A 23947-nucleotide genomic window follows, 5' to 3' on the forward strand; every position below is an offset into this window, starting at 1 on the left:
TTTATCGTTCCCGTTTCTGCGACAGGCTGAAATCGATTTCCAGCCGTTCCCCGTTACGTTCAATTTCTATCAGCGCATGTTCGCTGTTCTGTAATTCTTCGGTTGCCAACATCGCTTGGCTCATATCGGTTAAATCGTATCCGTTAATGGCGACCGCTAAATCGCCCGATTCAAGACCCACTTGCTTAAATAGGCTTGGGTCGCTACCCGGTGATAGCCGATAACCGATTAAATTGCCGTTCTCGCGCACCGGCGAGATCGACAAATAATTAAAAAGGTTTGCTGGGTTTTGTTGAATTTCGCGTAATTGTTGTTGCGTTGCTTGGTCATCGACCGCTTCAATCCTAGTTGCCTGCACAGCACCTTCAACGCTACCTTGCTGAGCCGTGGTCGAATCTGTTTGCTCGTCAACCGTTAACGCTAAAGCCGGGCGGTCTTCACCAACATCCTCTAATTGCAAGGTTTCTAGACGTCCGCCGTTATCCAGAATCACTCGGTCGGCATAAATTTCAGCGATTTTTACCGAGGAATTGGAAAGCCGATCGCCAACAATATAGGTTTCTTGTGCCGCACCCTGCTGGATAATGGCGGCCGAACGTTCTGGTACGTTACTCGCAGCCACCCCGACTAAACGTACATTCAGCGTGGTTTTTGGCGCGCTACTGAGTTGTTGTTGGCGTGATTGTTCAGCACCAAATAAGTTAAGTGCCAACAGTTTGTTAAGGTTCACTTCGCTGTTACTAGCAGCGCTGGTTGGCTGAGCCGAAACGCTAACGCTGTTTGCAACCGGTGCGGGGGCGACTAACCACCAGGTAATGCGCGCAAGCAGAACCAGCGCGATGACCCAACAAATAATGGTTAGGGTATACATCGCACGAGTGAGCCATTGCGGGCTAATTGCTGTAGTAAAAGACCTAATTTGGGCGACCACGTTTCTTTAATTCTTGTTAGACTGTTAGACGTTGGCTTCAAGGCATTCTAACGCGAGCAACCAAAGTCAACAATCAGTTAACACAATTCTTTTCACATTTACGACAGTTTAATGGCATAAAATTGCGAGACTATGACAAAGCAAGCTTCTTCTGATAGCGCTGCAATCCGCCTCGACAAATGGTTATGGGCTGCGCGCTTCTACAAAACTCGCGCGCTGGCTCGGCAAATGGTGCAAGCGGGCAAAGTGCATTACGACGGCCAGCGCAGTAAACCGTCTAAGACTGTGCAAGTCGGCGCCATCATCACCCTTCGCCAAGGCTATGACAGCCGCGAAGTCGAGGTGGTTCAACTCAGTGACGAGCGCCGTGGTGCCGATATTGCCCAAACACTTTATCGTGAAACAGAGCAGAGCCTTGAAAAGCGCGAACAAAATGCGCAAGCACGAAAACTCAATGCGCTGTATAATCCGCACCCCGACGGCCGCCCCGATAAAAAGCAACGGCGCCAACTGATACGCATGAAAAGTGAACGAGCCAAGCCCGACAGCTCCGGCAATGATTAGGGAGACCCCATGACGCAGCCCGTAAATGACCAACTACTTCGCTACACCTTTGCTGAACATGATGTTCGAGGCGAGCTGGTGCAACTGACCACCAGCTACCAACGGCTACTGCAAGGGCATAGTTATCCTGCGGCAGTACAACGCGTGCTCGGTGAATTAACTGCGGCAGTGTCATTGCTAACGGCCACGCTAAAATTTGAGGGCCATATTGCGGTGCAGATTCAGGGCGACGGGCCACTGAACTTTGTCGCAGTGAACGGCAACCATCGCCAAGAGTTTCGTGGTATTGCGCGCGTCCGCAGTGAAATTATCGACGAATCGTTGCCAGCAATGATCGGTAAAGGTGCGCTAATTATTACCCTGACGCCTGATAATGGCGAACGCTATCAAGGTGTGGTGGATATCAATGCCGACAGCGTGGCGCAGTTAATCGAAAATTATTTTGCGCAATCGGAGCAGTTAGCCACCAAATTGTGGCTTTTTGCCGACGGTGAACACGCTGCGGGAATGCTGCTACAAAAATTGCCATCGGGAGAGACAACAGAGGAAGGGTTTGAACACTTAACCGTGCTCAGCGATACCCTGACTGCCGCAGAAGTTTACGCTCTGCCTGGCGAACAAGTATTGCACCGTCTTTACCATGAAGAGCAAGTCCATTTATATCCGCCTCAACCGGTAAGCTTTGTTTGTGGTTGTTCACGAGAAAAAACGCTAGAAGCATTGGCCTCACTAGAACCCGCAGAGATCCAATCGATTCTGCAGGAGCACGGCGAAGTAGTAATGACCTGTGACTACTGCCTAACAGAATACCGCTATAGCGCGGAAGATTTCGGTCAAGCGTAAACACTACCAATAAAAAAGCGCCCTAACGGCGCTTTTTTTATTTCTTTCCTTTTTTCAGGAATTTCATTAATCGCTTGCGTTTGCGTTGTTGCGATAACGTTAGCTGATTCTTTTTCCCTGCGTAGGGGTTTTCCGACTCTTTAAATTCTACTTTAATCGGGGTTCCCATTACGCCTAATGCTTTGCGGAAATAGTTAACTAAATACCGCTGATAAGACCCTGGTAACTGATTCACCTGATTACCGTGAATAATCACCCGCGGTGGATTATAACCACCGGCGTGCGCGTATTTCAGTTTCACCCGACGACCACTGACTAATGGCGGCTGGTGTTCGTCTTGCGCCATCTCCATAATTCGCGTGAGTTTTGAGGTGCCAACACGGCGCGTGGCGCTGGCATAGGCTTCTTCGACCGACTCAAATAAATGACCGACTCCGGTACCATGCAATGCCGAAATGAAATGCACGCGGGCAAAATCGACGAAACCTAAGCGCCGATCTAATTCGCGCTTAATCTCTTCTTTATGGTCTTGTTTCAAGCCATCCCATTTGTTCACCGCGATCACGATAGAACGCCCAGCATTTAGGGCAAAGCCAATCAAGTTCAGGTCTTGGTCACTAACCGTTTCCCGCGCATCTATCACCACCAACACCACGTTGGCTTCTTCAATGGCTTGCAGGGTTTTCACTACCGAGTATTTTTCGATGGCTTCGCCGATACGTCCCCGGCGACGCACACCTGCGGTATCGATCAGAATATACTCACGACCATCGCGTTGCATCGGAATAAAAACCGAATCGCGCGTGGTACCCGGCATATCATAAACTACAACCCTTTCTTCACCGAGGATACGGTTAGTGAGTGTTGACTTACCGACGTTAGGACGACCGACAATCGCCAGTTTTAGCGGCAGTGCGTCGTAATCGATCTCGTCGTGTTCAAGCGTTTCGCTGTCTTCTGCTTTGCCCGGCAATAACTCCGGATAGTCGTCAGCCAGCGGTTTTAAGCTATCGTTCAGTAGCTGCTCCACGCCACGCCCGTGGGCGGCGGCAATACCGTGGAGCTGACCGAGAGCCAACGAATGGAAATCCGCCATTGCCACTTCGGCATCGATGCCATCGATCTTGTTACAGACCAGATAAACGCGCTTTTCTTGCTTGCGTAAATGGTCGGCAATCGCTTGGTCACCAACCGTTACACCGTCGCGCGCATCAACCAGAAACAGCACCAAATCAGCCTCGTTGATGGCCTGCAACGACTGCCGCGCCATCACTTCATCGACACCCTCTTCATCGCCATGAATACCGCCGGTATCAATCACAATAAAGTGGTAGCCATCATAATTGGCTTGGCCATACTTACGGTCACGGGTGAGCCCCGGAAAATCGGCAACCAGCGCGTCCCGCGTTCGTGTGAGTCTGTTAAAAAGGGTCGATTTTCCAACATTTGGGCGCCCGACTAGCGCAACAACCGGTAACATTTATCGCTTAATCCTGAGTAATGGCAACCACGTCACCATCTCGTGTTTGTACATACAACACGTTGTCATCGACCACCGGATGCGCATAAATGCCATCACCACCGATATCCATACGTCCAACGAGCTTACCCGAGTCTTGGTCAAACCAATGCAGGTAGCCTTCAAAGTCGCCAACGACCACATAGTTGCCGAATTCCACTGGCGCGGTTAATTCTCGGCCGAATAGCTCTGCCGAACTCCATAATTCATTACCACCCTCTCTTGTCACTTTAAATACGTGACTTTGATCGTTGGTAAGGTAAATGGCATTTTCCGTTACTGTGAGGTCTTCAAATGAGGAGTACTCGCGGCGCCAGCGCACTTGACCAGAACGCAAATCTAGCGCAACTAAGTCGCCATTGTACGCCACCATGTATACGATTGAGCCACGTATCACTGGGGTCGCGTCGATATCCGATAAGCGCTCTAATTCCGAGGCTCCACTGGGCATGCCGACACGTGCTGACCAGGCTTGCTGACCATTTTCCATGATCAACACCATGGCTCGACCGCTGCTATCACCGATTATTGCTCCACCAGCTTCAACCGCTGGTGCAGAAACACCGCGTAACGTTAGTGGCGGTAATGAACCATCATAGCGCCAAAGTTCTTCACCGGTTTCTGCATTGAGCGCAAATACTCGTCCCGCAGACGTATGAACAACCACTTTGCCCTCTCCTACTGCGGGCTTTGCGGTGACCTCGTTGCCTACTTCGGTATGCCACTTTAAGCTACCGTCATTGGTATTGAGTGCTACAACTTCACCATTTTCAGTTCCTAAGAATAGTGTTTCGTAGCTAACTGTCAGACCGCCAGAAATACGTGCGGGTTCGGTTGGCGCAAACAGGTTACCGAAAAAACCGCGGTCATACTCCACGCCAATTTTATATAAGTCGTGCAAATCCACTTGCCAGATTTGCTCACCCGTCTTTTTATCCATGGCTTTGACAATGCCTTCACGATCGGCCGCGAACACCTTGCCATAGTCTATCGCTAGGCTTAGCTTTGAATAATAATCGCCAATACCATCACCAGCATCGCCATCCCACAATACTCTAGGATGAACTTGCTGTTGAATCGGTTGCAACTCTGCAAATTTTGGTTCTTCATCATCGCCAAAAATTGAACAACCACTGAGGGTCAAGCCCATCAAGGCTGCTAACCACCATTGTTGCCGTTTAAATAAAGCCATTACAACATCGCCAATTGGTTAATTTTCATTTCTAGTACCGGGGTTAGTTGTTCACCCGACGCGGCTGCCTTGGTATAGGCCTCACGCGCTTTTTCAATATTCCCCTGAGCCGCATAAACATCGCCTTGCAGTTCAGCAACGAAGCCGTTGTATGACTCTGGGTAAGACTTCGATAAGGTCGCTAACGCTTGGTCATATTGCTTTTCAGCGACCTGAATCCGCGCTAGACGTAACTGTGCAATCGCCACTAACGCTGAGTGGCTACTGTTTGTTGCTACGTCTTGCAACGCCTCCTTGGCTTTATCCAAGTCGCCCGCTTCGACTGCCGCTTTGGCTAAGTTCAATTGAGCCAAAGACCGGTAGGCATCACTGGGTGTTGATTTCACAAAAGCTTCAATCGATGCCAAGGCATCACTGTCTTTTTCCGCTTCGGCGACACTATCTAACAACGTTTGATAAGCGGCTGAGGCCTGCTCTTTTTGCGCGGTTTGGTAATGGTCGTAATAACGCCAACCGTAAAAAATACCAAACCCAATAACTGCGCCAGCAATAATGCCTTTGCCGTGCTCTTGCCAAAACTCTTTGAGGCGCTCTACCTGTTGTTCTTCTGTATTATCCACCGCACTATCCTCTCGTTAACGGCTGCAAACGCTCTAGCAGCGCTTGCCAATCTAAACGTTGTTGGGGGTCTTGATTGCGTAACGGTTTTACCGTGTAACGCTGTTCAGCCAACTCTTCCTCACCAATAATCAGCGCCATTTCGGCACCCGATTTATCGGCCTTTTTCATTTGTTTTTTCATTGAACCGCCGCCGCAATGTACGACCAAACGCAGTTCCGGCAAATTATCTCTCAGCTCTTCGGCAACCGTGACCGCGCGAAGTTCCGCGGCTTCACCCATAGGCATTAAATAGAGATCAACATCGCGCCGCGGCGCGAGCTTTTCTCGCTCTTGCAACAACAGCACTAGGCGCTCTAAGCCCATCGCAAAGCCTACCGCTGGCGTCGCTTTACCACCAAGCTGCTCCACTAAGCCGTCATAGCGACCACCGGCACAGACAGTACCCTGTGCCCCAAGCGCCGTGGTTACCCATTCAAACACAGTGCGGTTGTAATAATCCAGACCACGCACTAGACGTTGATTTACGGTATAACGGATACCAGCAGCATCTAAGCGCTGGCATAATTGGTTAAAGTGCGCACTGGACTCATCGTCCCAATAGTCAGACAAACTTGGGGCGTTTTCCAAAATCTTTTGTGTTTGTTCATTTTTGCTATCGAGAATGCGCAACGGGTTGCTACCTAAACGCCGCTGGCTGTCCTCGTCGAGCTGCGCTTTATAGTCCAACAAGTACTCGGTTAACGCGGCTTTATAACGCTGACGCGCCTCGTTCGAGCCTAATGAATTGAGTTGTAATTCTACGTCATCGGCAATACCGAGCAGCTTCCACAAGCGCGCCGAAAGCAGAATAACCTCGGCGTCCGCATCTGCACTGTCCATACCAAAGGCTTCGATACCGAACTGATGGAACTGGCGGTAACGACCTTTCTGCGGACGCTCATATCGGAACATTGGTCCCATATACCACAAACGCTGAATTTGGTTGTACAACAAGCCATGCTGATTGCCCGCACGGACGCAGCTCGCTGTGCCTTCTGGGCGCAAGGTCACACTCTCACCATTACGATCATCGAAGGTGTACATTTCCTTTTCGACAATATCGGTGACCTCACCGATAGAACGCTTGAACAACTGCGTGCTCTCTAGCACAGGCGTGCGCACTTCACGGTAGCCATAACCGGCTGCCACTTGGCGTAATACCTGCTCTACCTGCTGCCACGCCGGACTTTGGTCTGGAAGCAGGTCGTTCATACCTCTAATTGCCTGAATGGTCGTTGCCACGGGATTTCCACTTACTCGTTTGTGTTAATAAGACAGGATTCTGTAATGAGCGCGTATTATATGTACTTTCGGGCGAGGGGTAAAATCGGATCGCGAGATGCCGGAGTTAGGCATCCCGCTGTTTAATTTCAATGCGCTCAGCTTCGGCTTTTTTTACCTTGGCACGGATCCGCGCTTCCAGCTCATCTACCAGGTTTTGGTTGTCTAACCGTTCACGTTGGCGCTCACCATCCACGTATAAGCCACTCTTATTTTTCGCACCAGCCAAACCAATTTGCGACACCAAGGCTTCCCCTGGACCGTTCACTACGCAGCCGATAATGGAAACATCCATCGGCGTGGTAATGTCTTCTAGGCGTTGCTCTAACTGGTTTACCGTATTGATAACATCGAACTCTTGACGTGAGCAGCTTGGGCACGCAATAAAGTTAATGCCGCGACTACGAATACGTAGCGACTTCAAAATATCAAAACCGACTTTGATTTCTTCCACAGGATCAGCGGCTAGAGAAACCCGCAGGGTATCACCAATCCCCTCCGCTAAAAGCATGCCTAAACCGATGGATGACTTCACTGAGCCACTGCGCAAGCCACCTGCTTCGGTAATGCCCAAATGCAGCGGTTGTTCAATTTGTTTGGCGAGTAATCGGTAAGATTCCACCGCAAGAAACACGTCTGACGCTTTCACACTCACTTTAAAGTCGGCAAAGTTTAAGCGGTCAAGGATTTCGACATGACGCATCGCAGACTCTACCAGTGCTTGCGGCGTTGGTTCGCCATATTTTTCTTGCAAGTCGCGTTCTAGCGAGCCACCGTTAACACCGATACGGATGGGAATATTGCGGTCACGAGCGGCATCCACCACGGCTTTCACGCGGTCTTCACGACCGATATTACCGGGATTAATCCGCAAACAGTCGGCGCCATATTCAGCCACTTTCAGGGCAATACGGTAGTCAAAGTGAATATCGGTGACTAGCGGGACATCCACTTGTTGTTTAATGGCCTTAAAGGCTTCGGCGGCTTCCATGGTGGGTACCGACACCCGCACAATGTCAGCGCCAACTTTTTCCAGCGCTTTAATTTGTGCAACTGTTGCGGCGACATCGGTGGTTTCGGTATTGGTCATTGACTGCACCGCAATCGGTGCACCATCCCCAATCGGAACATTCCCCACATAGATGCGACGGGAAGGACGACGTTTGATCGGGTTTTCCATCATGATTAACTAACTGCCTCTACAATTACTCGTTGGCGTTTAATGGCAAGGTAAAGCGCGCTACGCGGCCAACCCGGAACTGTGACATATCCACGCTCTGCTCATTAAACGTAATATCTACCACTTCTGGCGCCCCTAAGGTTAGCGTGAATGGTGCCTTGCCTTGTACCGGCATCTCATATCCCATGGGCTTAACACCAACCGCTACCACTTCGCCTGTGGCGTCCTCAATTTTGACCCAGCAATCACCCTTGAAAGTGAGCACCAACGGTGCTGCAGGGCTCTGCTGCTGACTTGCCGTTTGCTCTGCGGTTGCATCAGACGCTGTTGGCTCAGTGGTCACAGGCGCGGAATCAGAATCTTCTTGCTTTACTGCCTCGTTATTCTGCTCTGCAGCTGTTGAGTTATTGGTGTCTGTGGTCTGCTCAACGTTGTCGTTTGTGACGTCCGCCGGTGGTTGTTCTGCGCCCTGCTGTTGCGCGCCAGTATCTTCTGGCTGTGCTGGATCATTGCGGGTTAAAGCCGTGCTGGCATCATCCGCTGATACCTCGCTCTCTAATAACGGCTGAGCTTGCTGCGCTGTTGCCGAATCAGATGGCGTATCGACCCGTTCAGTGAGCGGTATCCCCTCGTCCTGCGCTGCCGTTTCGCTATCTTGCTCTGGCGATAAGCTTTGTTCCATTCTATCGGACAGTTGCTGCAAACTTAGGTCTGGCTCTTGCCACCACCAGGTGATCGCCGCGCCAATCACCACCACTAAGATTGCGTAGGTAATCATCATTAACCGACTTTCGCTGCGCTCGCGATTTTTACGCCGCGAAAAACTTTGCATATTAATGGTTTGCGGCTCTTCATAGCCTAGGTTGCCATAAGCCTCGAATACCTCGCGGTCGTCGATTTCTAGCAGCTTGGCATAAGCTCGCAGATAACCTTTAACAAAAGTCGCCGAGGCAAAATCGCGATAGTCGTCATCTTCTATTAACTCAACGAGCTTACGCCGCAGTCGCAAACGGTCAGCAACATCTTGCTGGCTCAGTTTTTTTGCTTCTCTGGCTTTCGTTAGCAGTTCTCCTGGCGTCGGGCCTTTTGGCTTAGACGGTGCAGGCGCTGCCTCGACTTGCTCTGGCGCTTGTTGTTCTGATTCTTGATCGCGCTCGTTGTGTTCCGATGTCATGTTGTTCACGTCGTTCCAAAGGTTTTCTTTAGTGTGCCATAAAGCGCGCCAAGCGTCCTCTATTTCACACCGCTAATTACTTCATCAATCTGCTTAGGCGCTAGATACGCGCTAAACTTCTCGGCTTGCCGGCGCTCTCCGTGTGACTGTGCACAACGCACCAAGTTCCTGTAAGTACGTTGTCGGGCTGCATAGCGTGGTAACGCCAGCGCTTGTAAAAACACTGCTTGAGCTTCCGCGTATCCCGTTGTCTGACACAGCAGGACTGCATAATTATTGTATAAATCGCCAGCCTCAGGATGCCATGATATTCCTTGCTGGTAAAGCGCCAGCGCGGCATACGGCTGTCCCGCTAACTGATAATAATGCGCCAGCGCTAGCACATTATCAACATGGCCCGGCGCATATTCCCACGCTCTTTGTAATTGCGGATAAGCTAAATCGAGCTGACGCCGCTGTAGGTAAGCCATTCCTAGTGCCAAACGAGCACGGGCAGCAGCCGTCATTGGTGCAGGAAATGTTTGGCAAGCCTGCAACGCTAGCAGGCAAAGACATGTAACAACCAAGCGCATACACGTTCCTTGTGTGATGCGTAAAGCGGAGCTGTAACCGGTTTACACGGTTTTTACTGCGATAGCTTCGCCACCACGCTGTTGCTGTTGCTTCTTCAAAATTCGTTTAGTTCTGTCGACCACATCGCCGACCAATTGGCCACAGGCTGCATCAATGTCGTCGCCACGGGTCTTACGTACCATCACCGTTAAACCATAGCTCATTAACACTTTCGCAAAGCGGTCGATACGCGAATTACTAGAGCGACCGTAATCCGAACCCGGGAATGGATTGAAAGGGATTAGGTTAATTTTGCTCGGTGTATCTTTTAGGGTACGAGCTAACTCATGTGCTTGTTCCATCGAGTCATTCACATGGTCTAGCATCACATACTCCACCGTCACCTTGTGTTGTGCTTTAGACACTTCGACATAGCGGCGACTGGCAGCGAGAAACTCTTCAATGGGGTATTTCTTGTTGATTGGCACAATTTCGTCACGCAACTTATCGTTTGGCGCGTGCAACGAAATGGCTAACATTACATCAATGCGTTCACGCAATAAATCTAGTGCAGGCACCACCCCAGAGGTACTGAGAGTGACACGCCGCTTTGACAAACCAAAACCCAAATCGTCGAGCATCAATTCCATTGCTGGCACAACGTTATTTAAGTTTAACAAGGGTTCGCCCATACCCATCATTACCACGTTAGTCACTGGCTTCATGCCCGTTTTGCCGACGGGACCCAGCAACTGATTCACTCGCCATACCTGACCGATGATCTCAGCCACGCGCAAGTTACGATTAAAGCCCTGCTGTGCGGTAGAGCAGAAAGTACACTCTAATGCACAGCCGACTTGCGATGACACACAGAGGGTGGCGCGATCTTTTTCCGGAATCCATACCGTTTCGACGTCTTGGCCGTCGAACAATGTCATCGCGAACTTGATAGTGCCATCGCTTGATTGCTGTTGCATCCGTACTTCTGGCGCACGAATCTCAGCAACCGCTTTGAGTTTTTCACGCAGCGCCTTGTTAAGGTTAGTCATCTCATCAAAGCTATCCACGCAATAGTGGTAAAGCCATTTCATGACCTGTTGGGCACGAAACGGCTTCTCGCCAATCTCCTCAAAGAAGCTTTTCAGCCCTTCTTGGTTCAGGTCGAGTAGGTTCACTTTTTTGTCGATAGCGTTGGTCATGAGACTCCTTTAGCTGGTGTTACAGAAGCTGGTGTTACCGAGCTTACCGCAAGGCGCGCGTTATCCGTGCAATCGCTTAGCGAGTGCGTGGGCAGATTTCTTCGTCGCTGAAGAAGTAAGCGATTTCGCGTGCTGCTGATTCTACTGCGTCAGAACCATGTACCGCGTTCTCGTCGATAGTTTCAGCATAGTCAGCGCGCAGCGTTCCCGCCAGTGCTTCGGCTGGGTTTGTTGCACCCATGATGTCACGGTTTTTACGTACCGCTTCTTCACCTTCCAATACTTGCACAACGATTGGGCCAGAGGTCATGAACTCAACCAATGCGCCAAAGAAAGGGCGTTCTTTGTGTTCTGCGTAGAAGCCTTCTGCTTGCTCTTTGCTTAAGTGCATCATTTTTGCTGCAACAATGCGCAAGCCTGCACTTTCAAAACGGTTGTAGATAGCACCTACCAAGTTTTTCGCAACCGCGTCTGGCTTGATAATAGACAGTGTACGTTCCAATGCCATGTTATTACTCCATCCCTTCAGGGATTTGCTTAGTTAACGTTAAATAAGGGGAAAATTTCCGCGCGAATTATACGCGAAATCAAGAAAAAAAACTAATCGAAGTTAATTGCTTGCTGCGTACTAGTTCTGCTAGCATGCAAAAGACTATAGACGTTTAGATGGCTATTTAGAGGTATCCATGACACAACATTCATCAGATGTGCAACAAGCAACACTCGGCGGCGGGTGTTTCTGGTGCATCGAATCAGCTTTTATCCAAGTACGCGGCATCTTAGATGTGGAATCGGGCTATAGCGGCGGAACGGTAAAATTTCCGACGTATAAACAGGTCTGCGAAGGCAACACCGGCCATGCTGAAGTGGCGCAAATTAGTTACGATCCCAAGCAAATAAGCTATCGCGAAATTCTAGAAATCTTTTATACCTTGCACGATCCAACCCAATTGAACCGTCAAGGTAACGATATCGGCGAGCAGTACCGCGGAGTGATTTTTTATCACGACAACGAGCAACGCCAGCAGGCCGAACAGATGATCGCCGAACTCACCGAGGACGAGGTGTTTGCAGAGCCAATCGTTACCCAAGTAGAACCACTAGAAGTATTCTACCCAGCGGAGCAGTATCACAAAGACTACTACCGCAGAAATCCAGAAAATGCCTACTGCCAAGCAGTCATCTCACCCAAGCTCGCGAAGTTCCGCAAAACCTTCGCCGCCAAGCTCAAGTGATTGAGCTACCACAGAGGGGTTTAGCACAGAGGGACCTACCACAGAGGACACAGAGAGCACAGAGGGAATGATTGTTGCAGCCTTTTTTTATTGAATCGTTGTCTGAGAGCTTAGCGGCTTTTTCCGGTTCAATTGACATCAGACGAACTGAATGGAGATGAATCGGAAAGATGAACAGCATCCGAATTCAAAACCTCAACACAAAAAGGCTCCAACAACAATACGGTTTTCTCTGTGTCCTCTGTGTCCTCTGTGGTAAACCCCTCTGTGGTGATTTTGTTAGTGGTTTTCTTTCACCATGTTGACGGTGTATTTGGGTATTTCTACCACTAGGTCTTCATCGGCGATGATGGCTTGGCAACTGAGTCGTGATTCGGGCTCGAGACCCCAGGCTTTGTCGAGCATGTCGTCTTCGAGTTCGTCGCTCTCTGCAAGCGAGTCGAAGCCTTCCCGAACCACCACATGGCAAGTAGTACAAGCGCAGGACTTTTCGCAGGCGTGTTCAATGCCGATACCGTTTTGCAAGGCAACGTCGAGTACAGACACGCCAGAGTCAGCTTCAATTGCCGCACCTTCTGGACAAAGTTCGTCATGCGGTAAAAAAATGATTTTTGGCATTGTCGTTTCCTTTTACACCTTATCAATAGATTGGCCGGTAAGGGCCTTGCGAATCGATTGGTCCATCCGCCGTGCGGCAAACGCTTGGCTTGCCTGGTCAACGGTTTCAATCGCTTGTTCAATGGCTTCTTTGTCAGTACCCATGCGCGCTTCGCGCAGGGCATCCATTGCGTTATCGAGTTGCGCGCGTTCAGCGTCGTTAAGCAATTCGCCATCAGCCGCAAGTGCTTGGCTTAGCGCCTCGATCACACGGTCGGCTTCTACCTGTTGTTCCCGCAACATGCGCGCAGCCATATCTTCTTTGGCGTTAGTCATAGAAGACTCGATCATTTTACTGATATCGCTTTCTTCCAAACCATAAGACGGCTTCACTTCAATCGACGCGGATACTCCGGAAGATTTTTCCATCGCACTCACACTTAACAAACCATCGGCATCGACTTGGAACGTTACGCGTATGTGCGCAGCGCCCGCAGCCATCGGCGGAATATCCGTTAACACAAAACGCGCGAGGGAACGGCAGTCATCGACCAGTTCACGCTCGCCTTGTACCACGTGGATCATCATTGCTGATTGGCCATCTTTAAAGGTGGTGAATTCCTGCGCTTTTGCTACCGGGATGGTGGTATTTCTTGGCACCACCTTCTCCACCAAGCCACCCATGGTTTCTAAACCTAAAGACAATGGAATAACATCGAGCAACAACATGTCGCTGTCGGGTTTATTTCCGGCCAAGATGTCAGCTTGGATAGCCGCGCCAATCGCCACCACTTCGTCCGGGTTGATGTGGGTCAACGGGGGCTTGCCAAAGTACTCACCAACCGCTTCGCGAATACGCGGCACGCGGGTTGAACCACCAACCATCACGACATCGTGACATTGGTCTGCGCTCACACCAGCGTCTTTTAACGCCCGACGGCAATGCGCCAAGGTCTTTTTCACCAACGGCTCAATCAGTTGGTCGAACTGCTCGCGGCTCAGTGCTGTTTCATATTGCTTACCGTTGGCTTTTACACTGATGTTAGCAACATCGGTGTCGGTGAGCTGTTCTTTTGCCTGTTTTGCCGCATTAATGAGTGCGCGTTCTAGCTTCGCTGGCACGTCATCGGGCATTTCCCAGCGCTGTTTTAATTCGTTCACGAGCAGTTGGTCAAAGTCATCGCCACCTAGCGCACTGTCGCCGCCGGTCGCGAGTACTTCGAATACACCTTTATCGAGTCGTAAAATACTCACGTCAAAGGTTCCACCGCCCAAATCATACACCGCGATGGTACCTTCTTTGCCACTGTCTAAGCCATAAGCGATGGCGGCAGCGGTTGGTTCGTTGAGCAACCGCAATACCTTCAGCCCCGCCGCTTCGCCGGCATCTTTGGTGCTTTGCCGTTGTGCATCATCAAAATAGGCCGGCACCGTAATCACTACGCCGCTTAACTCACCACCGAGCGTTGCTTCTGCACGAGTCGCCAGCACCCGTAAAATGTCGGCTGACACTTCGACCGCATTTTTTTCGCCGGCAGAGGTGTGGAAAACTGGCACACCGTTATCGGTTTCGCTGAGTTTATACGGGAGATTTTTGATTGAGCGTTTTACATCTGCCACGGTACGGCCGATAAAACGCTTCACTGAAACAATGGTATTTTCTGCGGTGTCGTCTTGCTGAGTTAACGCATCGTGCCCTACTGACACCTGCGCTTTACCGTAGTGCACCACCGACGGCAAAATGCCTCGCTGTTGTTCGTCAACCAATACGCTAGCCTCTCCGCTGCGCACTGAGGCAACCAACGAGTTAGTGGTGCCTAAGTCAATACCAGCGGCTAAGCGGTGTTCGTGTGGATTGGTACTTTGACCGGGTTCTGCAATTTGCAATAACGCCATAGTTTCAGTGTGTCTCTTGGTTATACGTCATCCAGAAGCTGTTCTTCGATCGCATCAATTTCGCGCGCCAGCTTGTGGAGAAATTTGAGTTTACGGATGTCTTCAGCCACCGCTTCAAGGTCAGCTTGGCTAGTGTCTTCTAATGCACTGTCGACAGCCTGCTGCAACGCCTGAGTTTCTTGCTTGAGGTCGTTGTGCGCGGCACTGATCGCTTGCCACGGATCGTCCGCCGATGACAGTGTTTCTAAGCGCTCGCGCCATTCCATTTGGGCCATTAAAAACTCTGTGTCTTTAATGGTTTGTTGCTCATGTTGCAGGTCTACGCCTTGCAGCTGTAGCAAGTATTCGGCACGCGAAAGTGGCTGTTTTAGGGTTTGGTAAGCATCGTTGAGTTGCGAGGTCTTTTGCATCGCTAACAGCTTGTCACGCTCGCCGGCGTTGGCGAAACGGTCGGGATGCAAGGCCTGTTGCAGCCGACGATAGCGCGACTGCAACTCGTCAAGGTCGAGATTTGGGCTTACCGGCAAATCAAACAACGCAAAATGATTCATCATTAAGCCCCGTTGTTAAACGTTAAAGCTCTCGCCGCAACCACATTCGCCTGTCGCGTTAGGGTTACGGAATTCGAATCCTTCGTTAAGGCCTTCTTTAACAAAGTCGAGCTCTGTACCATCGAGGTACACTAAACTCTTACCGTCGATGACCACCTTGATACCTTTGTCTTCAAACACGGTATCAGTGTCTTCCACGTCGTCCACAAACTCCAGCACATAAGCCAAGCCAGAGCAGCCGGTGGTGCGCACACCTAACCGAATGCCAACGCCTTTACCGCGCTGTTGAAGAAAGCTTTTGGCGCGCTGTGCCGCAGCCTCTGTCATGGTAATTGCCATTCACAGGCTCCTACTTCGTGTCTGTGCGATGGATTAACTAGCCGCTTGCTTCTTTTTGTAGTCCGCAATAGCCGCTTTGATAGCGTCTTCTGCCAAGATTGAACAGTGGATTTTCACTGGCGGTAATGCCAATTCTTCGGCAATCTTGGTGTTTTTGATTTCAGCCGCTTGCTCTAAGGTTTTACCTTTAACCCACTCGGTAATCAGTGAGCTTGAAGCGATGGCAGAACCGCAGCCATAGGTTTTAAAGCGTGCGTCTTCAATCACACCATCATCGTTAATTTTCAACTGTAGCTTCATTACGTCACCACAAGCTGGTGCGCCGACCATACCCGTAGCAATGCCGTGTTCGTCTTTGTCGAAACCACCAACGTTGCGTGGGTTTTCGTAATGGTCAATTACTTTTTCACTGTATGCCATGAGAACTCACCTCTCTTCTCTATGCTGTTTTGCGCTAGTGCGCGACCCATTCAACGCTTTCTAAATCGACACCATCTTTGTACATTTCCCAAAGTGGTGACATGTCGCGCAAGCGGCCGATAGACTTCTGAATAAGGTCTACCGCGTAATCAATTTCTTCTGGCTGAGTAAAGCGGCCAAAGCTGAAACGTAACGAACTGTGCGCCAATTCGTCGTTGCGGCCTAATGCTCGCAATACATAAGACGGTTCGAGGCTGGCCGATGTACAGGCAGAACCTGATGAAATCGCCAAGTCTTTCAACGCCATAATTAGCGACTCACCTTCCACAAAGTTGAAGCTGATGTTGAAGATGTGTGGCACCCGGTGTTCATCGTTACCGTTCACATACACTTCTTCGATATCTGCTACACCGTTCCATAAACGGTCACGCAAGGCGCGTGCTTTCTCAGCATCTTTGGCCATATCTTCTTTAGCGATGCGTGCGGCTTCACCCATGCCGACAATTTGGTGCGTCGCAAGTGTGCCTGAACGCATACCACGCTCATGGCCGCCACCGTGCATTTGCGCGTTCAAACGAACTCGCGGCTTACGGCGTACATAAAGCGCGCCAATACCTTTCGGACCGTACATTTTGTGACCTGAAATCGACATTAGGTCAACTGGCAGCGCCTGCACATCAATCGGCAATTTACCCGCGCTTTGCGCTGCATCAACATGAAACACCACTTTATTTTCGCGGCAGATATTACCGATTGCTTCGATATCTTGAATCACACCGATTTCGTTATTCACGTGCATTACGCTCACCAACACTGTGTCATCGCGCAATGCCGCTTTAAATGCGTCTAAATCGATAAGACCGTCTTCTTGCACGTCTAGGTAGGTCACCTCGAAGCCTTCACGCTCTAGCTGGCGGCAGGTATCGAGCACCGCTTTGTGCTCGGTTTTGACCGTGATAACGTGCTTACCTTTTTTCTGATAAAACTGTGCCGCGCCTTTAATGGCAAGGTTATCTGACTCTGTCGCACCCGAGGTGAAAACAATTTCACGTGGGTCGGCGTTCAATAGCTCAGCAATTTGGTTGCGCGCAACATCAACCGCTTCTTCGGCTTGCCAGCCAAAGCGGTGCGAACGCGACGCAGGGTTCCCAAACACACCATCTGGGGTCAAAAACTGCATCATTTTTTCCGCAACACGAGGGTCTACTGGTGTTGTGGCTGCATAGTCAAGATAAATGGGTAACTTCATTCTACTCCACTCCTCACCAGCACTATAACTGGCAATTTAACGCGATTTGTTGGTCACGCTGCTGCTTCGCCTGCTGTTGGCGTTCTGCAATCGCATGAACTTCGTGATTCTGCATCAATTCACCCAAGGTGATATTGGCCAGAAAGTCGGCAATTCTGTCGCTTAAGCCTTCCCATAAAGAGTGGGTTAAGCAACGGCTACCGCCTTGGCAATCTGCTTTACCTTGGCATTTGGTGGCATCAATGGATTCATCGACAGCGCTAATAACTGCGCCTACCGAAATTGTGCTGGCTTCAGAGCCTAATCGATAACCACCGCCTGGGCCGCGAACGCTGAGCACCAGACCTTTTTTACGCAAGCGCGCAAATAATTGTTCAAGATATGACAAGGAAATGCCCTGACGCTCGGAAATGTCTGCCAGCGGCACGGGGCCTTTGGCTGTATTCAAAGCTACGTCGAGCATTGCTGTCACCGCATAGCGGCCTTTTGATGTTAGGCGCATAGCATATTCCTCTCGTTACTGAGAGAAATGATCGCATTCTTGACTGTTTTAGTCAAGTATTATGAGCGCTCGATAGACTTGTCGACGGAGGCCAGAATGCCGCGCAAAATATTGAGCTCATTTTCCTCTGGGCGAGCCCGTGTAAATAGCCGTCGTAGCTTGTTCATCACCTGTCCAGGATGCTGGCGAATAATAAAGCCAGTGTCTTTTAAGGTTTGCTCTAAATGCTGGTAAAAACGCTCAAGATCCTCGGAGCGTGGGTACTCAGGAACATCATCGGAGTGTTGATTCTGTTCAAGAAACTGCATTCTGACTTCATAGCACAAGGTCTGCACCGCCATCGCCAAGTTCAATGAACTGTAATCGGGGTTGGCGGGAATGTGTACATGAAAGTGACACTGCTGCAGTTCTTCATTGGTTAAGCCGCTCGCCTCACGACCGAATACCATCGCCACAGGATACTTTGGTGATTCGTCCAAGACCTTAGCGCCACACTCACGGGGGTTCAGTAACGGCCAGTCTAACGTCCGGTTGCGTGCGCTGGTGCCGACCACTAAACCACAATCGGCGACGGCCTCCGCTAAGGTCGGGACAATTTTTGCGTGATGCAGTACGTCGGTCGCACCGGCCGCCAGCGCAGACGCATGAGAGTCAGGTTGTTGTACCGGGTCGACCAAGGTGAGCTGTGACAAGCCCATGGTCTTCATCGCTCTGGCTACGGAACCAATATTCCCGGTGTGGGAAGTGTTCACTAAGACGATACGTATGTTTTCTAGCATGCGGCACCTTGTGTAAAAAATCATCAACGACTTTGGCAAAACGATTGGCATGATACCGCAATACTGCTATTATCCGCGACCTGAAATTGTTCTTTCACAGCACAGGTAATTGGTATGCATCCCATGTTAAACATCGCGGTGCGCGCTTCGCGTGCGGCCGGTAAAATTTTGATGAAGCAGTTCGATCAAGCACAACCGCTTGAAATACAAGCAAAAGGACCTAACGACTGGGTCTCAGAAGCCGATCGCGCAGCAGAAAAGGCGATTGTCGACACCATCAAAAAATCTTTTCCGAACCACAGCATCGTGGCGGAAGAAAGCGGTGTTCAAGAAGGCTCTGAAAAAGAGTATCAGTGGGTTATTGATCCATTAGACGGCACCACCAATTTCCTGCGCGGTATTCCCCACTTCTGTATTTCCATTGCGCTTCTGCACAAAGGTTCGGTGCAACAAGCCGTGGTTTACGATCCCATTCGCGAAGAGCTATTCACCGCTAGCCGTGGTGCTGGCGCTCAACTCAATGGCCGTCGTTTACGCCTTTCTGCTAAAACAGAATTGAAAGGTAGCATTCTAGCAACGGGCTTCCCATTCCGAATGAAACATCGCTTAGAAGAATACCAAGCCATGTTCAATGGCCTGTTTGAGCACTGCGCCGATATGCGCCGTGCCGGAGCGGCAGCTTTGGATCTCGCCTACGTGGCTGCGGGCCGTTACGACGGTTACTGGGAAATGGGCTTAAAGCCATGGGATTTAGCGGCAGGCGAACTGATTGTCCGTGAAGCCGGCGGCATTGTTACCGATTTCAGCGGCGGCCACGGCTATATGGACAGCGGTCACATCGTCGCTGGCGCACCGAAAGTGATGAAGCAAATGCTCAGCACTATCCGTCCTCACTTACCGAAGAATATGAGCTAAAGCCTGCGCTTATAAAACGACGGATACAAAAAAGCCCGCTGCTGCGGGCTTTTTTATTTAGAAGTCGAAGTCGTCTAGGTCATCTTCGAAGGCCATATCCATTTCGGCGAGTTCCTGCCGAAGGCGATACTTTTCTTTGATGGTTTCAATTTCACGCCACTTTCGCTTACTGGCGCGCCCTTTAGTGGATTTCTCGTTCACTGATTTCAGTTCTTCTGAATGATCCATGGGTATTCCCCTTTACGACGTTATTATGTCTTTTATTAGCGCACATGCTGAAATTTCCAGCACCACTATTAAATACCATAGCGCTAAGGAGAATAAAAGGTTTTTGTTACGTTTTTGTTATCAATTGACTAACTACCCATGAAAGCATCAACTAAGGCGCGTTTTCTGCCCAAACTATCGCCGCTTTACCCTGTGATGTTAAGTATTCGTTAGCCTTGATAAAATGCTGTGCTTCAAAAAATCCGCGGTGTGCTGATAACGGTGAAGGATGCGGTGCATGCAAAACACAATGCTTGGTTGAGTCCACCATCGCAGCCTTACGCTGTGCATGACTTCCCCACAGCAGAAACACAACACCGCTCAAATGTTCATTAATGGCTTCTACCACCTTATCGGTAAATCTTTCCCAGCCCCAACTGGCATGTGAGTGGGCTTTACCCTGTTCAACGGTTAACACCGTGTTTAATAGTAACACTCCCTGCTCTGCCCAATGGCTCAAGTCGCCGTGGCGTGGTAACTGTGCCTGGGGGTAGTCTTGCGCAATAGCCTTATAGATGTTGCGCAAGCTTGGCGGGAATTTCACCCCTTCAGGAACGGAAAAGCTTAAGCCATGTGCCTGCCCCGGCCCGTGATAAGGGTCTTGACCCAAGATCACTACTTTCACCTGCTCCGCGGGAGTCAGCCTGAACGCGTTAAACACTTGTTCTTTGGGCGGATAGATGGCAACGCCATTATCTCTTTGCTGTTGTACTTTTTGTAAAAGTTCAATGAAGTAAGGCTGTTGCTTCTCCGCACCAATGAGTTGCCGCCAGTCCATGTTATGCCTCTTTTTGCCACTCGCTAAGTTGTTGTTCCAGTGCTTCTTGGCTGGCCGAAACGTGTTTTACCTGCATCGGTAAATCGCTGATTTGTTGCAACTCTGGGGGCAATTTAATCGGCGTGCCTAAGCTATTCTCAATCGCCGCTCGGTATTTGCCCGGGTGAGTGGCAGCGATAATCAGACCTATGTCACCCTCCTCACACCAATGGCTGATGGCTTGGTACGCTGCCGCAGTATTGGGCGCTGCCAAATAGCCGTACTTTTGGTAACAGCGGGTAATACCTAACAGGCGTTCCTCGTCGTCTGTCTGGTAAGCTTGGATCGTTTCAGCGCTAACTAAGCCATTTGCTAACAGTTCCTCTAGCAGCCGCCAAGCGGCACACTGTTGCATGCTCTCGGGATAGAGCAAACGCTTTATCGGTAGGCCTAATGCTTGTGCTATCAAGCCCGCTACTAGCGTTCCTGGTTCACCCTCTGGTAGCGCCAGCGTCACCTCATTCAGCGCATGCTCGGGTAACTGCGCAAAGGCATCAAAATAGCTCAATACTTGCGCATAAATATGGGCAATATTATTACTGGTCAGGTTTAATCTATCGGCATTGGTGGCTAACGCGGCACCGAGCCCGCTGACTTGTTGCGTTGACGCAGCAACCGCTAACGCCAGAATGTTTTCGCCTAAACACTGCAGTTGCCGCTCTTGCATCGGTGTGACCGACTGCTTGGCGTATAACAATAGCGCTCCAATCTCAGGCTGTTGATAGCAAGCCGCTGCAGTGGCAGCGGCTAAATCGTTATCACCCGCAACCACCAGGGTACCTTTTTGTTTCGCCACGAACAGTAATGCTGAAAGCAAACGTGCACCATAATCTGCCCAAGCGAAACTTGGCCCATGGAATAGCTCAGCGACAAAGCGGTCATGGCTCAACGTCACAGTTTCGTTGGGTAATTCCAACGCCGCCAGCAACTGCCCTAGCGGCAGCTCTGCTAATTCATCACCTAACAGTTGCGCAAGCACCGCGTAGTGGCGTTCCGTTTGTTCAAGCCCTAACCACACCGCGGGTTGTAACGGTTCTAAATCGGTTGCCGCCGACCAAGCCGCAGGCAAACAGAGTGCGCCATTGGCCTGTTGCGAATTAATCGCAGCGTCTACGAACGCCATTAACGTGCCGGGTTTACTGATATTGCGAATGCTAGCTGTCATAAAAAACTGGTTTACCCCTCTACACTGGTTTACCCCACCACTAAGGCGAAAAAAGCCGCCTCAGAGGGCGGCTTTTGCTTGTACGTCTCACACACACGACTTAGAACGCGTAAGAGAAACTCACAGATGCAAAGTCACGGTCGGTGCTGGCATCATAGTCGCCACCGGAATATTGTGTATAACCCACACTCACACGATACTTGGCTAAGTAATCAGCAACCAAGTTGATGCCAAGGCTCTTGCGCCCTTCAATAAAGTTGCTGTTTGGAGAATAACCGCTAACGTCATGTCCGAAGGCAATAGTTGGGTTCAAGCCCCAGCCGCCCCATACGTTTGAGTATTCAAACACAAACCGTGTCCGATAGCCCCAAGAGTTCTCGGTAACGAAACCGTCGCAGTTTACATCGGCCGATGCGCCGGTATCGCCTGCGGTTAAACATTTACCATAAAGTGGTAAGCGGCCATAACGTTGCTCTTGCAACGACGGCAGGTCGTGCACTTGGTTGGTACCAATTTCACCGATAAAGGTCATCCGGTCGGAACCCCAAAGACGGTCAACAAAGCGGATAAAGCTCATTTGCGCTTGGCTAACGTCCAACCGGTCATAACCGTGGGCTAAGCCACCTGGCTCTGTTGCCGTCACGCGATCAGAGAAGGTACTTGGAACATTCGGTCGCAAGCCAGCAGTCAAGATTTCCGTGGTATTAATCTGCACCGGCATATCATTACGGTAGCTGTATTCACCAGCAACAGACCACAAACCTAAGTTAGTACTGAAGCTCAAACCAAAAACTTCTGTGTCTTCTGGATATTCGATAACCAAACGCGGACCGTCCACTGGGTAACCCGCTGGAGTCGAGTAGGTATAATTTGGATTGGTCTCATAACCTTCCGGCAAATACCCTTGTGGATCGTTCTGCCAATCATACTTCCAGTTATAGGCAGAAATCACTGGAGTATTGTTGTGCAAGTTCATGTAGTAAGCGCCGAACTCTGCATCTAAATCCAATGAATAATAGCGGAAACTCACACCGTACTGGCCATTATCGTCCGCTTCAATCGCAGGGCTACTGCCAATATAAGCACCAGCGAGTACCGACTCGCGGTCGCTCAATTGACTGCTACTATCACCAGGAATAAGAGTTGGGTTCAGGGTGACTTTGTTGCAGCCAGGACCGCCGACGATATCGACAGTTGAGAAGAAGGTACCGCAGCCATCAAGCTTAGTGTTATCCCACTCGTACTGGTAGAAGGCTTCCATACTGAGATTAGCGGTTAAACCGATGTTAGCAGTGACCATACCTACGGGCAGTAATGCTTCTTTGATTTCTGCGCCCGGACGGCGCACAGCGTTGACGTCGATGGGGTTGACATCATTAATGCCGTTAAAAATGAACGTACTTTCGCCCCAACTCAATACTTGACGACCCACGCGTAAGCTTACCGGTGTGTCACCTGCTTCGAAGTTGGCATAAACAAATGCATCTAATAATTCAAAGCCTGAGCCCGCCGAATAATCATCAAAACCATCGTCGTTTAGCGTCACGTCTGGGTAATAATTGTTGGCAGGGTGGCCATGAGCCATCTCTTGTTCAGAGATCACATAGTCGTACCAATATTTGAAGCGTAGGAACGCGCCGAAATCGTCACCATCGATGCTTAAGTCGTGTACACCTTTGAACACGGACGCAACCAAGTCGCCCTTGTCGAAGTTTAAGTTACCGTCATCTCCCACGCTCGACTGGGCAAGACCACCCGCACGGTTTCCAGGTGCGTAGAGCCGCGCATTCGGATCTTCCATGCGCCAAGCAGCACCATACGATAAAATAGAGTCGAATTTAATCATAAAGTCGCCAGCCTCAAACTCTGCAGCTTGAGACGATGCAGCCAATGTCAGTCCGATTGCTGCAGCCAATGGTAGTTTTTTTAGCATAGTTGTTCTTCTTTTCATTGTGAGCCACCTGATCCCTTCAAGCTTTTTTCGGCGGTAATTCCTGAATCATGTCCGATGAGTTGCAATTATGCAAGTGCTTGATGGAGAAAAGATAGCCATTTTGGCGGGAGAATCAAAGAAAAAACGGGGAGACCAAATGGCTCCCCGTTGATACACCTAACGTCAC

General features: G+C 50.2%; 26 protein-coding genes. 4 read left to right on the forward strand and 22 right to left on the reverse strand.

Annotation, left to right across the window (positions count from 1 at the left end; all coding sequences use genetic code 11):
- Nucleotide 1: 1 nt before the first annotated feature.
- A complete protein-coding gene (gspC, locus tag CWI84_RS06635; RefSeq protein WP_241968750.1) occupies nt 2-931 on the reverse strand; it encodes a type II secretion system protein GspC in 930 nt (309 codons plus the stop codon).
- A 132-nt stretch (nt 932-1063) separates the two neighbouring features.
- On the opposite strand from gspC, the gene hslR reads away from it, so the two are divergent.
- Both hslR and hslO read left to right on the forward strand, forming a co-directional pair.
- Nucleotides 1064-1495 carry a ribosome-associated heat shock protein Hsp15 gene (hslR, locus tag CWI84_RS06640; protein ID WP_126841801.1) on the forward strand — a complete coding sequence of 144 codons (432 nt, stop codon included), beginning with the start codon at nt 1064-1066 and terminating at the stop codon, nt 1493-1495.
- A 9-nt stretch (nt 1496-1504) separates the two neighbouring features.
- Nucleotides 1505-2338, forward strand: coding sequence for an Hsp33 family molecular chaperone HslO (gene hslO, locus CWI84_RS06645; protein ID WP_126841802.1), 834 nt, complete (start codon nt 1505-1507; stop codon nt 2336-2338).
- A 37-nt stretch (nt 2339-2375) separates the two neighbouring features.
- Here the strand turns inward: hslO and der are convergent, their stop codons facing one another.
- The 9 genes from der to ndk form a co-directional block, all read right to left on the reverse strand.
- On the reverse strand, nt 2376-3818 hold the full coding sequence (der, locus tag CWI84_RS06650; RefSeq protein ID WP_126841803.1) for a ribosome biogenesis GTPase Der: 1443 nt from the start codon (nt 3816-3818) through the stop codon (nt 2376-2378).
- A 7-nt stretch (nt 3819-3825) separates the two neighbouring features.
- Nucleotides 3826-5049, reverse strand: a complete 1224-nt coding sequence (gene bamB, locus CWI84_RS06655; protein WP_126841804.1) for an outer membrane protein assembly factor BamB — start codon at nt 5047-5049, stop codon at nt 3826-3828.
- The gene (locus CWI84_RS06660; protein ID WP_126841805.1) at nt 5049-5669 is read right to left on the reverse strand and encodes a YfgM family protein; all 621 of its coding nucleotides are present in this window, start codon (nt 5667-5669) and stop codon (nt 5049-5051) included. Before CWI84_RS06660 ends, bamB begins: the two co-directional genes overlap by 1 nt.
- A gap of 4 nt (nt 5670-5673) precedes the next feature.
- Nucleotides 5674-6951 carry a histidine--tRNA ligase gene (hisS, locus tag CWI84_RS06665; RefSeq protein ID WP_126841806.1) on the reverse strand — a complete coding sequence of 426 codons (1278 nt, stop codon included), beginning with the start codon at nt 6949-6951 and terminating at the stop codon, nt 5674-5676.
- A 106-nt stretch (nt 6952-7057) separates the two neighbouring features.
- On the reverse strand, nt 7058-8173 hold the full coding sequence (gene ispG, locus CWI84_RS06670) for a flavodoxin-dependent (E)-4-hydroxy-3-methylbut-2-enyl-diphosphate synthase (protein WP_420843710.1): 1116 nt from the start codon (nt 8171-8173) through the stop codon (nt 7058-7060).
- 22 nt (nt 8174-8195) lie between these two features.
- Nucleotides 8196-9344 (reverse strand): RodZ domain-containing protein, encoded by a 1149-nt coding sequence (locus tag CWI84_RS06675; RefSeq protein ID WP_126841808.1) that lies wholly within the window; start codon nt 9342-9344, stop codon nt 8196-8198.
- Between the two features lie 59 nt (nt 9345-9403).
- Nucleotides 9404-9916, reverse strand: coding sequence for a hypothetical protein (locus CWI84_RS06680; RefSeq protein ID WP_126841809.1), 513 nt, complete (start codon nt 9914-9916; stop codon nt 9404-9406).
- Nucleotides 9917-9958: 42 nt separating this feature from the next.
- A complete protein-coding gene (rlmN, locus tag CWI84_RS06685; protein WP_126841810.1) occupies nt 9959-11095 on the reverse strand; it encodes a dual-specificity RNA methyltransferase RlmN in 1137 nt (378 codons plus the stop codon).
- A 76-nt stretch (nt 11096-11171) separates the two neighbouring features.
- Nucleotides 11172-11603, reverse strand: coding sequence for a nucleoside-diphosphate kinase (gene ndk, locus CWI84_RS06690; protein WP_126841811.1), 432 nt, complete (start codon nt 11601-11603; stop codon nt 11172-11174).
- 178 nt (nt 11604-11781) lie between these two features.
- On the opposite strand from ndk, the gene msrA reads away from it, so the two are divergent.
- Complete coding sequence (msrA, locus tag CWI84_RS06695) at nt 11782-12330, forward strand: peptide-methionine (S)-S-oxide reductase MsrA (RefSeq protein WP_126841812.1); 549 nt, start codon at nt 11782-11784, stop codon at nt 12328-12330.
- 279 nt (nt 12331-12609) lie between these two features.
- Here the strand turns inward: msrA and fdx are convergent, their stop codons facing one another.
- The 8 genes from fdx to trmJ are packed head-to-tail and all read right to left on the reverse strand — an operon-like array spanning nt 12610 to nt 18663.
- Nucleotides 12610-12948, reverse strand: coding sequence for an ISC system 2Fe-2S type ferredoxin (fdx, locus tag CWI84_RS06700; protein WP_126841813.1), 339 nt, complete (start codon nt 12946-12948; stop codon nt 12610-12612).
- A 12-nt stretch (nt 12949-12960) separates the two neighbouring features.
- The gene (hscA, locus tag CWI84_RS06705) at nt 12961-14823 is read right to left on the reverse strand and encodes a Fe-S protein assembly chaperone HscA (RefSeq protein WP_126841814.1); all 1863 of its coding nucleotides are present in this window, start codon (nt 14821-14823) and stop codon (nt 12961-12963) included.
- A 20-nt stretch (nt 14824-14843) separates the two neighbouring features.
- Complete coding sequence (gene hscB / locus CWI84_RS06710; protein ID WP_241968751.1) at nt 14844-15377, reverse strand: co-chaperone HscB; 534 nt, start codon at nt 15375-15377, stop codon at nt 14844-14846.
- A gap of 12 nt (nt 15378-15389) precedes the next feature.
- Nucleotides 15390-15713 (reverse strand): iron-sulfur cluster assembly protein IscA, encoded by a 324-nt coding sequence (iscA, locus tag CWI84_RS06715; RefSeq protein ID WP_126841815.1) that lies wholly within the window; start codon nt 15711-15713, stop codon nt 15390-15392.
- A gap of 33 nt (nt 15714-15746) precedes the next feature.
- Nucleotides 15747-16133: a Fe-S cluster assembly scaffold IscU gene (gene iscU, locus CWI84_RS06720; protein ID WP_126841816.1), complete on the reverse strand. Its 387-nt coding sequence runs from the start codon at nt 16131-16133 to the stop codon at nt 15747-15749.
- A gap of 34 nt (nt 16134-16167) precedes the next feature.
- The gene (locus CWI84_RS06725; protein ID WP_126841817.1) at nt 16168-17382 is read right to left on the reverse strand and encodes an IscS subfamily cysteine desulfurase; all 1215 of its coding nucleotides are present in this window, start codon (nt 17380-17382) and stop codon (nt 16168-16170) included.
- A 22-nt stretch (nt 17383-17404) separates the two neighbouring features.
- Nucleotides 17405-17884, reverse strand: a complete 480-nt coding sequence (iscR, locus tag CWI84_RS06730) for a Fe-S cluster assembly transcriptional regulator IscR (protein WP_126841818.1) — start codon at nt 17882-17884, stop codon at nt 17405-17407.
- A 59-nt stretch (nt 17885-17943) separates the two neighbouring features.
- On the reverse strand, nt 17944-18663 hold the full coding sequence (gene trmJ, locus CWI84_RS06735; protein ID WP_126841819.1) for a tRNA (cytosine(32)/uridine(32)-2'-O)-methyltransferase TrmJ: 720 nt from the start codon (nt 18661-18663) through the stop codon (nt 17944-17946).
- Nucleotides 18664-18777: 114 nt separating this feature from the next.
- Between trmJ and suhB the strand changes: the two genes are divergently transcribed.
- Nucleotides 18778-19578, forward strand: coding sequence for an inositol-1-monophosphatase (gene suhB / locus CWI84_RS06740; protein WP_126841820.1), 801 nt, complete (start codon nt 18778-18780; stop codon nt 19576-19578).
- A gap of 57 nt (nt 19579-19635) precedes the next feature.
- Here the strand turns inward: suhB and CWI84_RS06745 are convergent, their stop codons facing one another.
- The 4 genes from CWI84_RS06745 to CWI84_RS06760 all read right to left on the reverse strand — a co-directional run bounded on the left by CWI84_RS06745 (nt 19636) and on the right by CWI84_RS06760 (nt 23760).
- Nucleotides 19636-19806 carry a DUF3545 family protein gene (locus CWI84_RS06745; RefSeq protein WP_126841821.1) on the reverse strand — a complete coding sequence of 57 codons (171 nt, stop codon included), beginning with the start codon at nt 19804-19806 and terminating at the stop codon, nt 19636-19638.
- Between the two features lie 151 nt (nt 19807-19957).
- Nucleotides 19958-20623, reverse strand: coding sequence for a uracil-DNA glycosylase (gene ung, locus CWI84_RS06750; RefSeq protein ID WP_126841822.1), 666 nt, complete (start codon nt 20621-20623; stop codon nt 19958-19960).
- A 1-nt stretch (nt 20624) separates the two neighbouring features.
- The gene (locus CWI84_RS06755; RefSeq protein WP_126841823.1) at nt 20625-21827 is read right to left on the reverse strand and encodes a PALP domain-containing protein; all 1203 of its coding nucleotides are present in this window, start codon (nt 21825-21827) and stop codon (nt 20625-20627) included.
- A 100-nt stretch (nt 21828-21927) separates the two neighbouring features.
- A complete protein-coding gene (locus CWI84_RS06760; protein WP_126841824.1) occupies nt 21928-23760 on the reverse strand; it encodes a DUF1302 domain-containing protein in 1833 nt (610 codons plus the stop codon).
- Nucleotides 23761-23947: the final 187 nt, after the last annotated feature.

The organism is Idiomarina tyrosinivorans (genome assembly GCF_003987475.1).
Lineage (GTDB): Bacteria > Pseudomonadota > Gammaproteobacteria > Enterobacterales > Alteromonadaceae > Idiomarina > Idiomarina tyrosinivorans.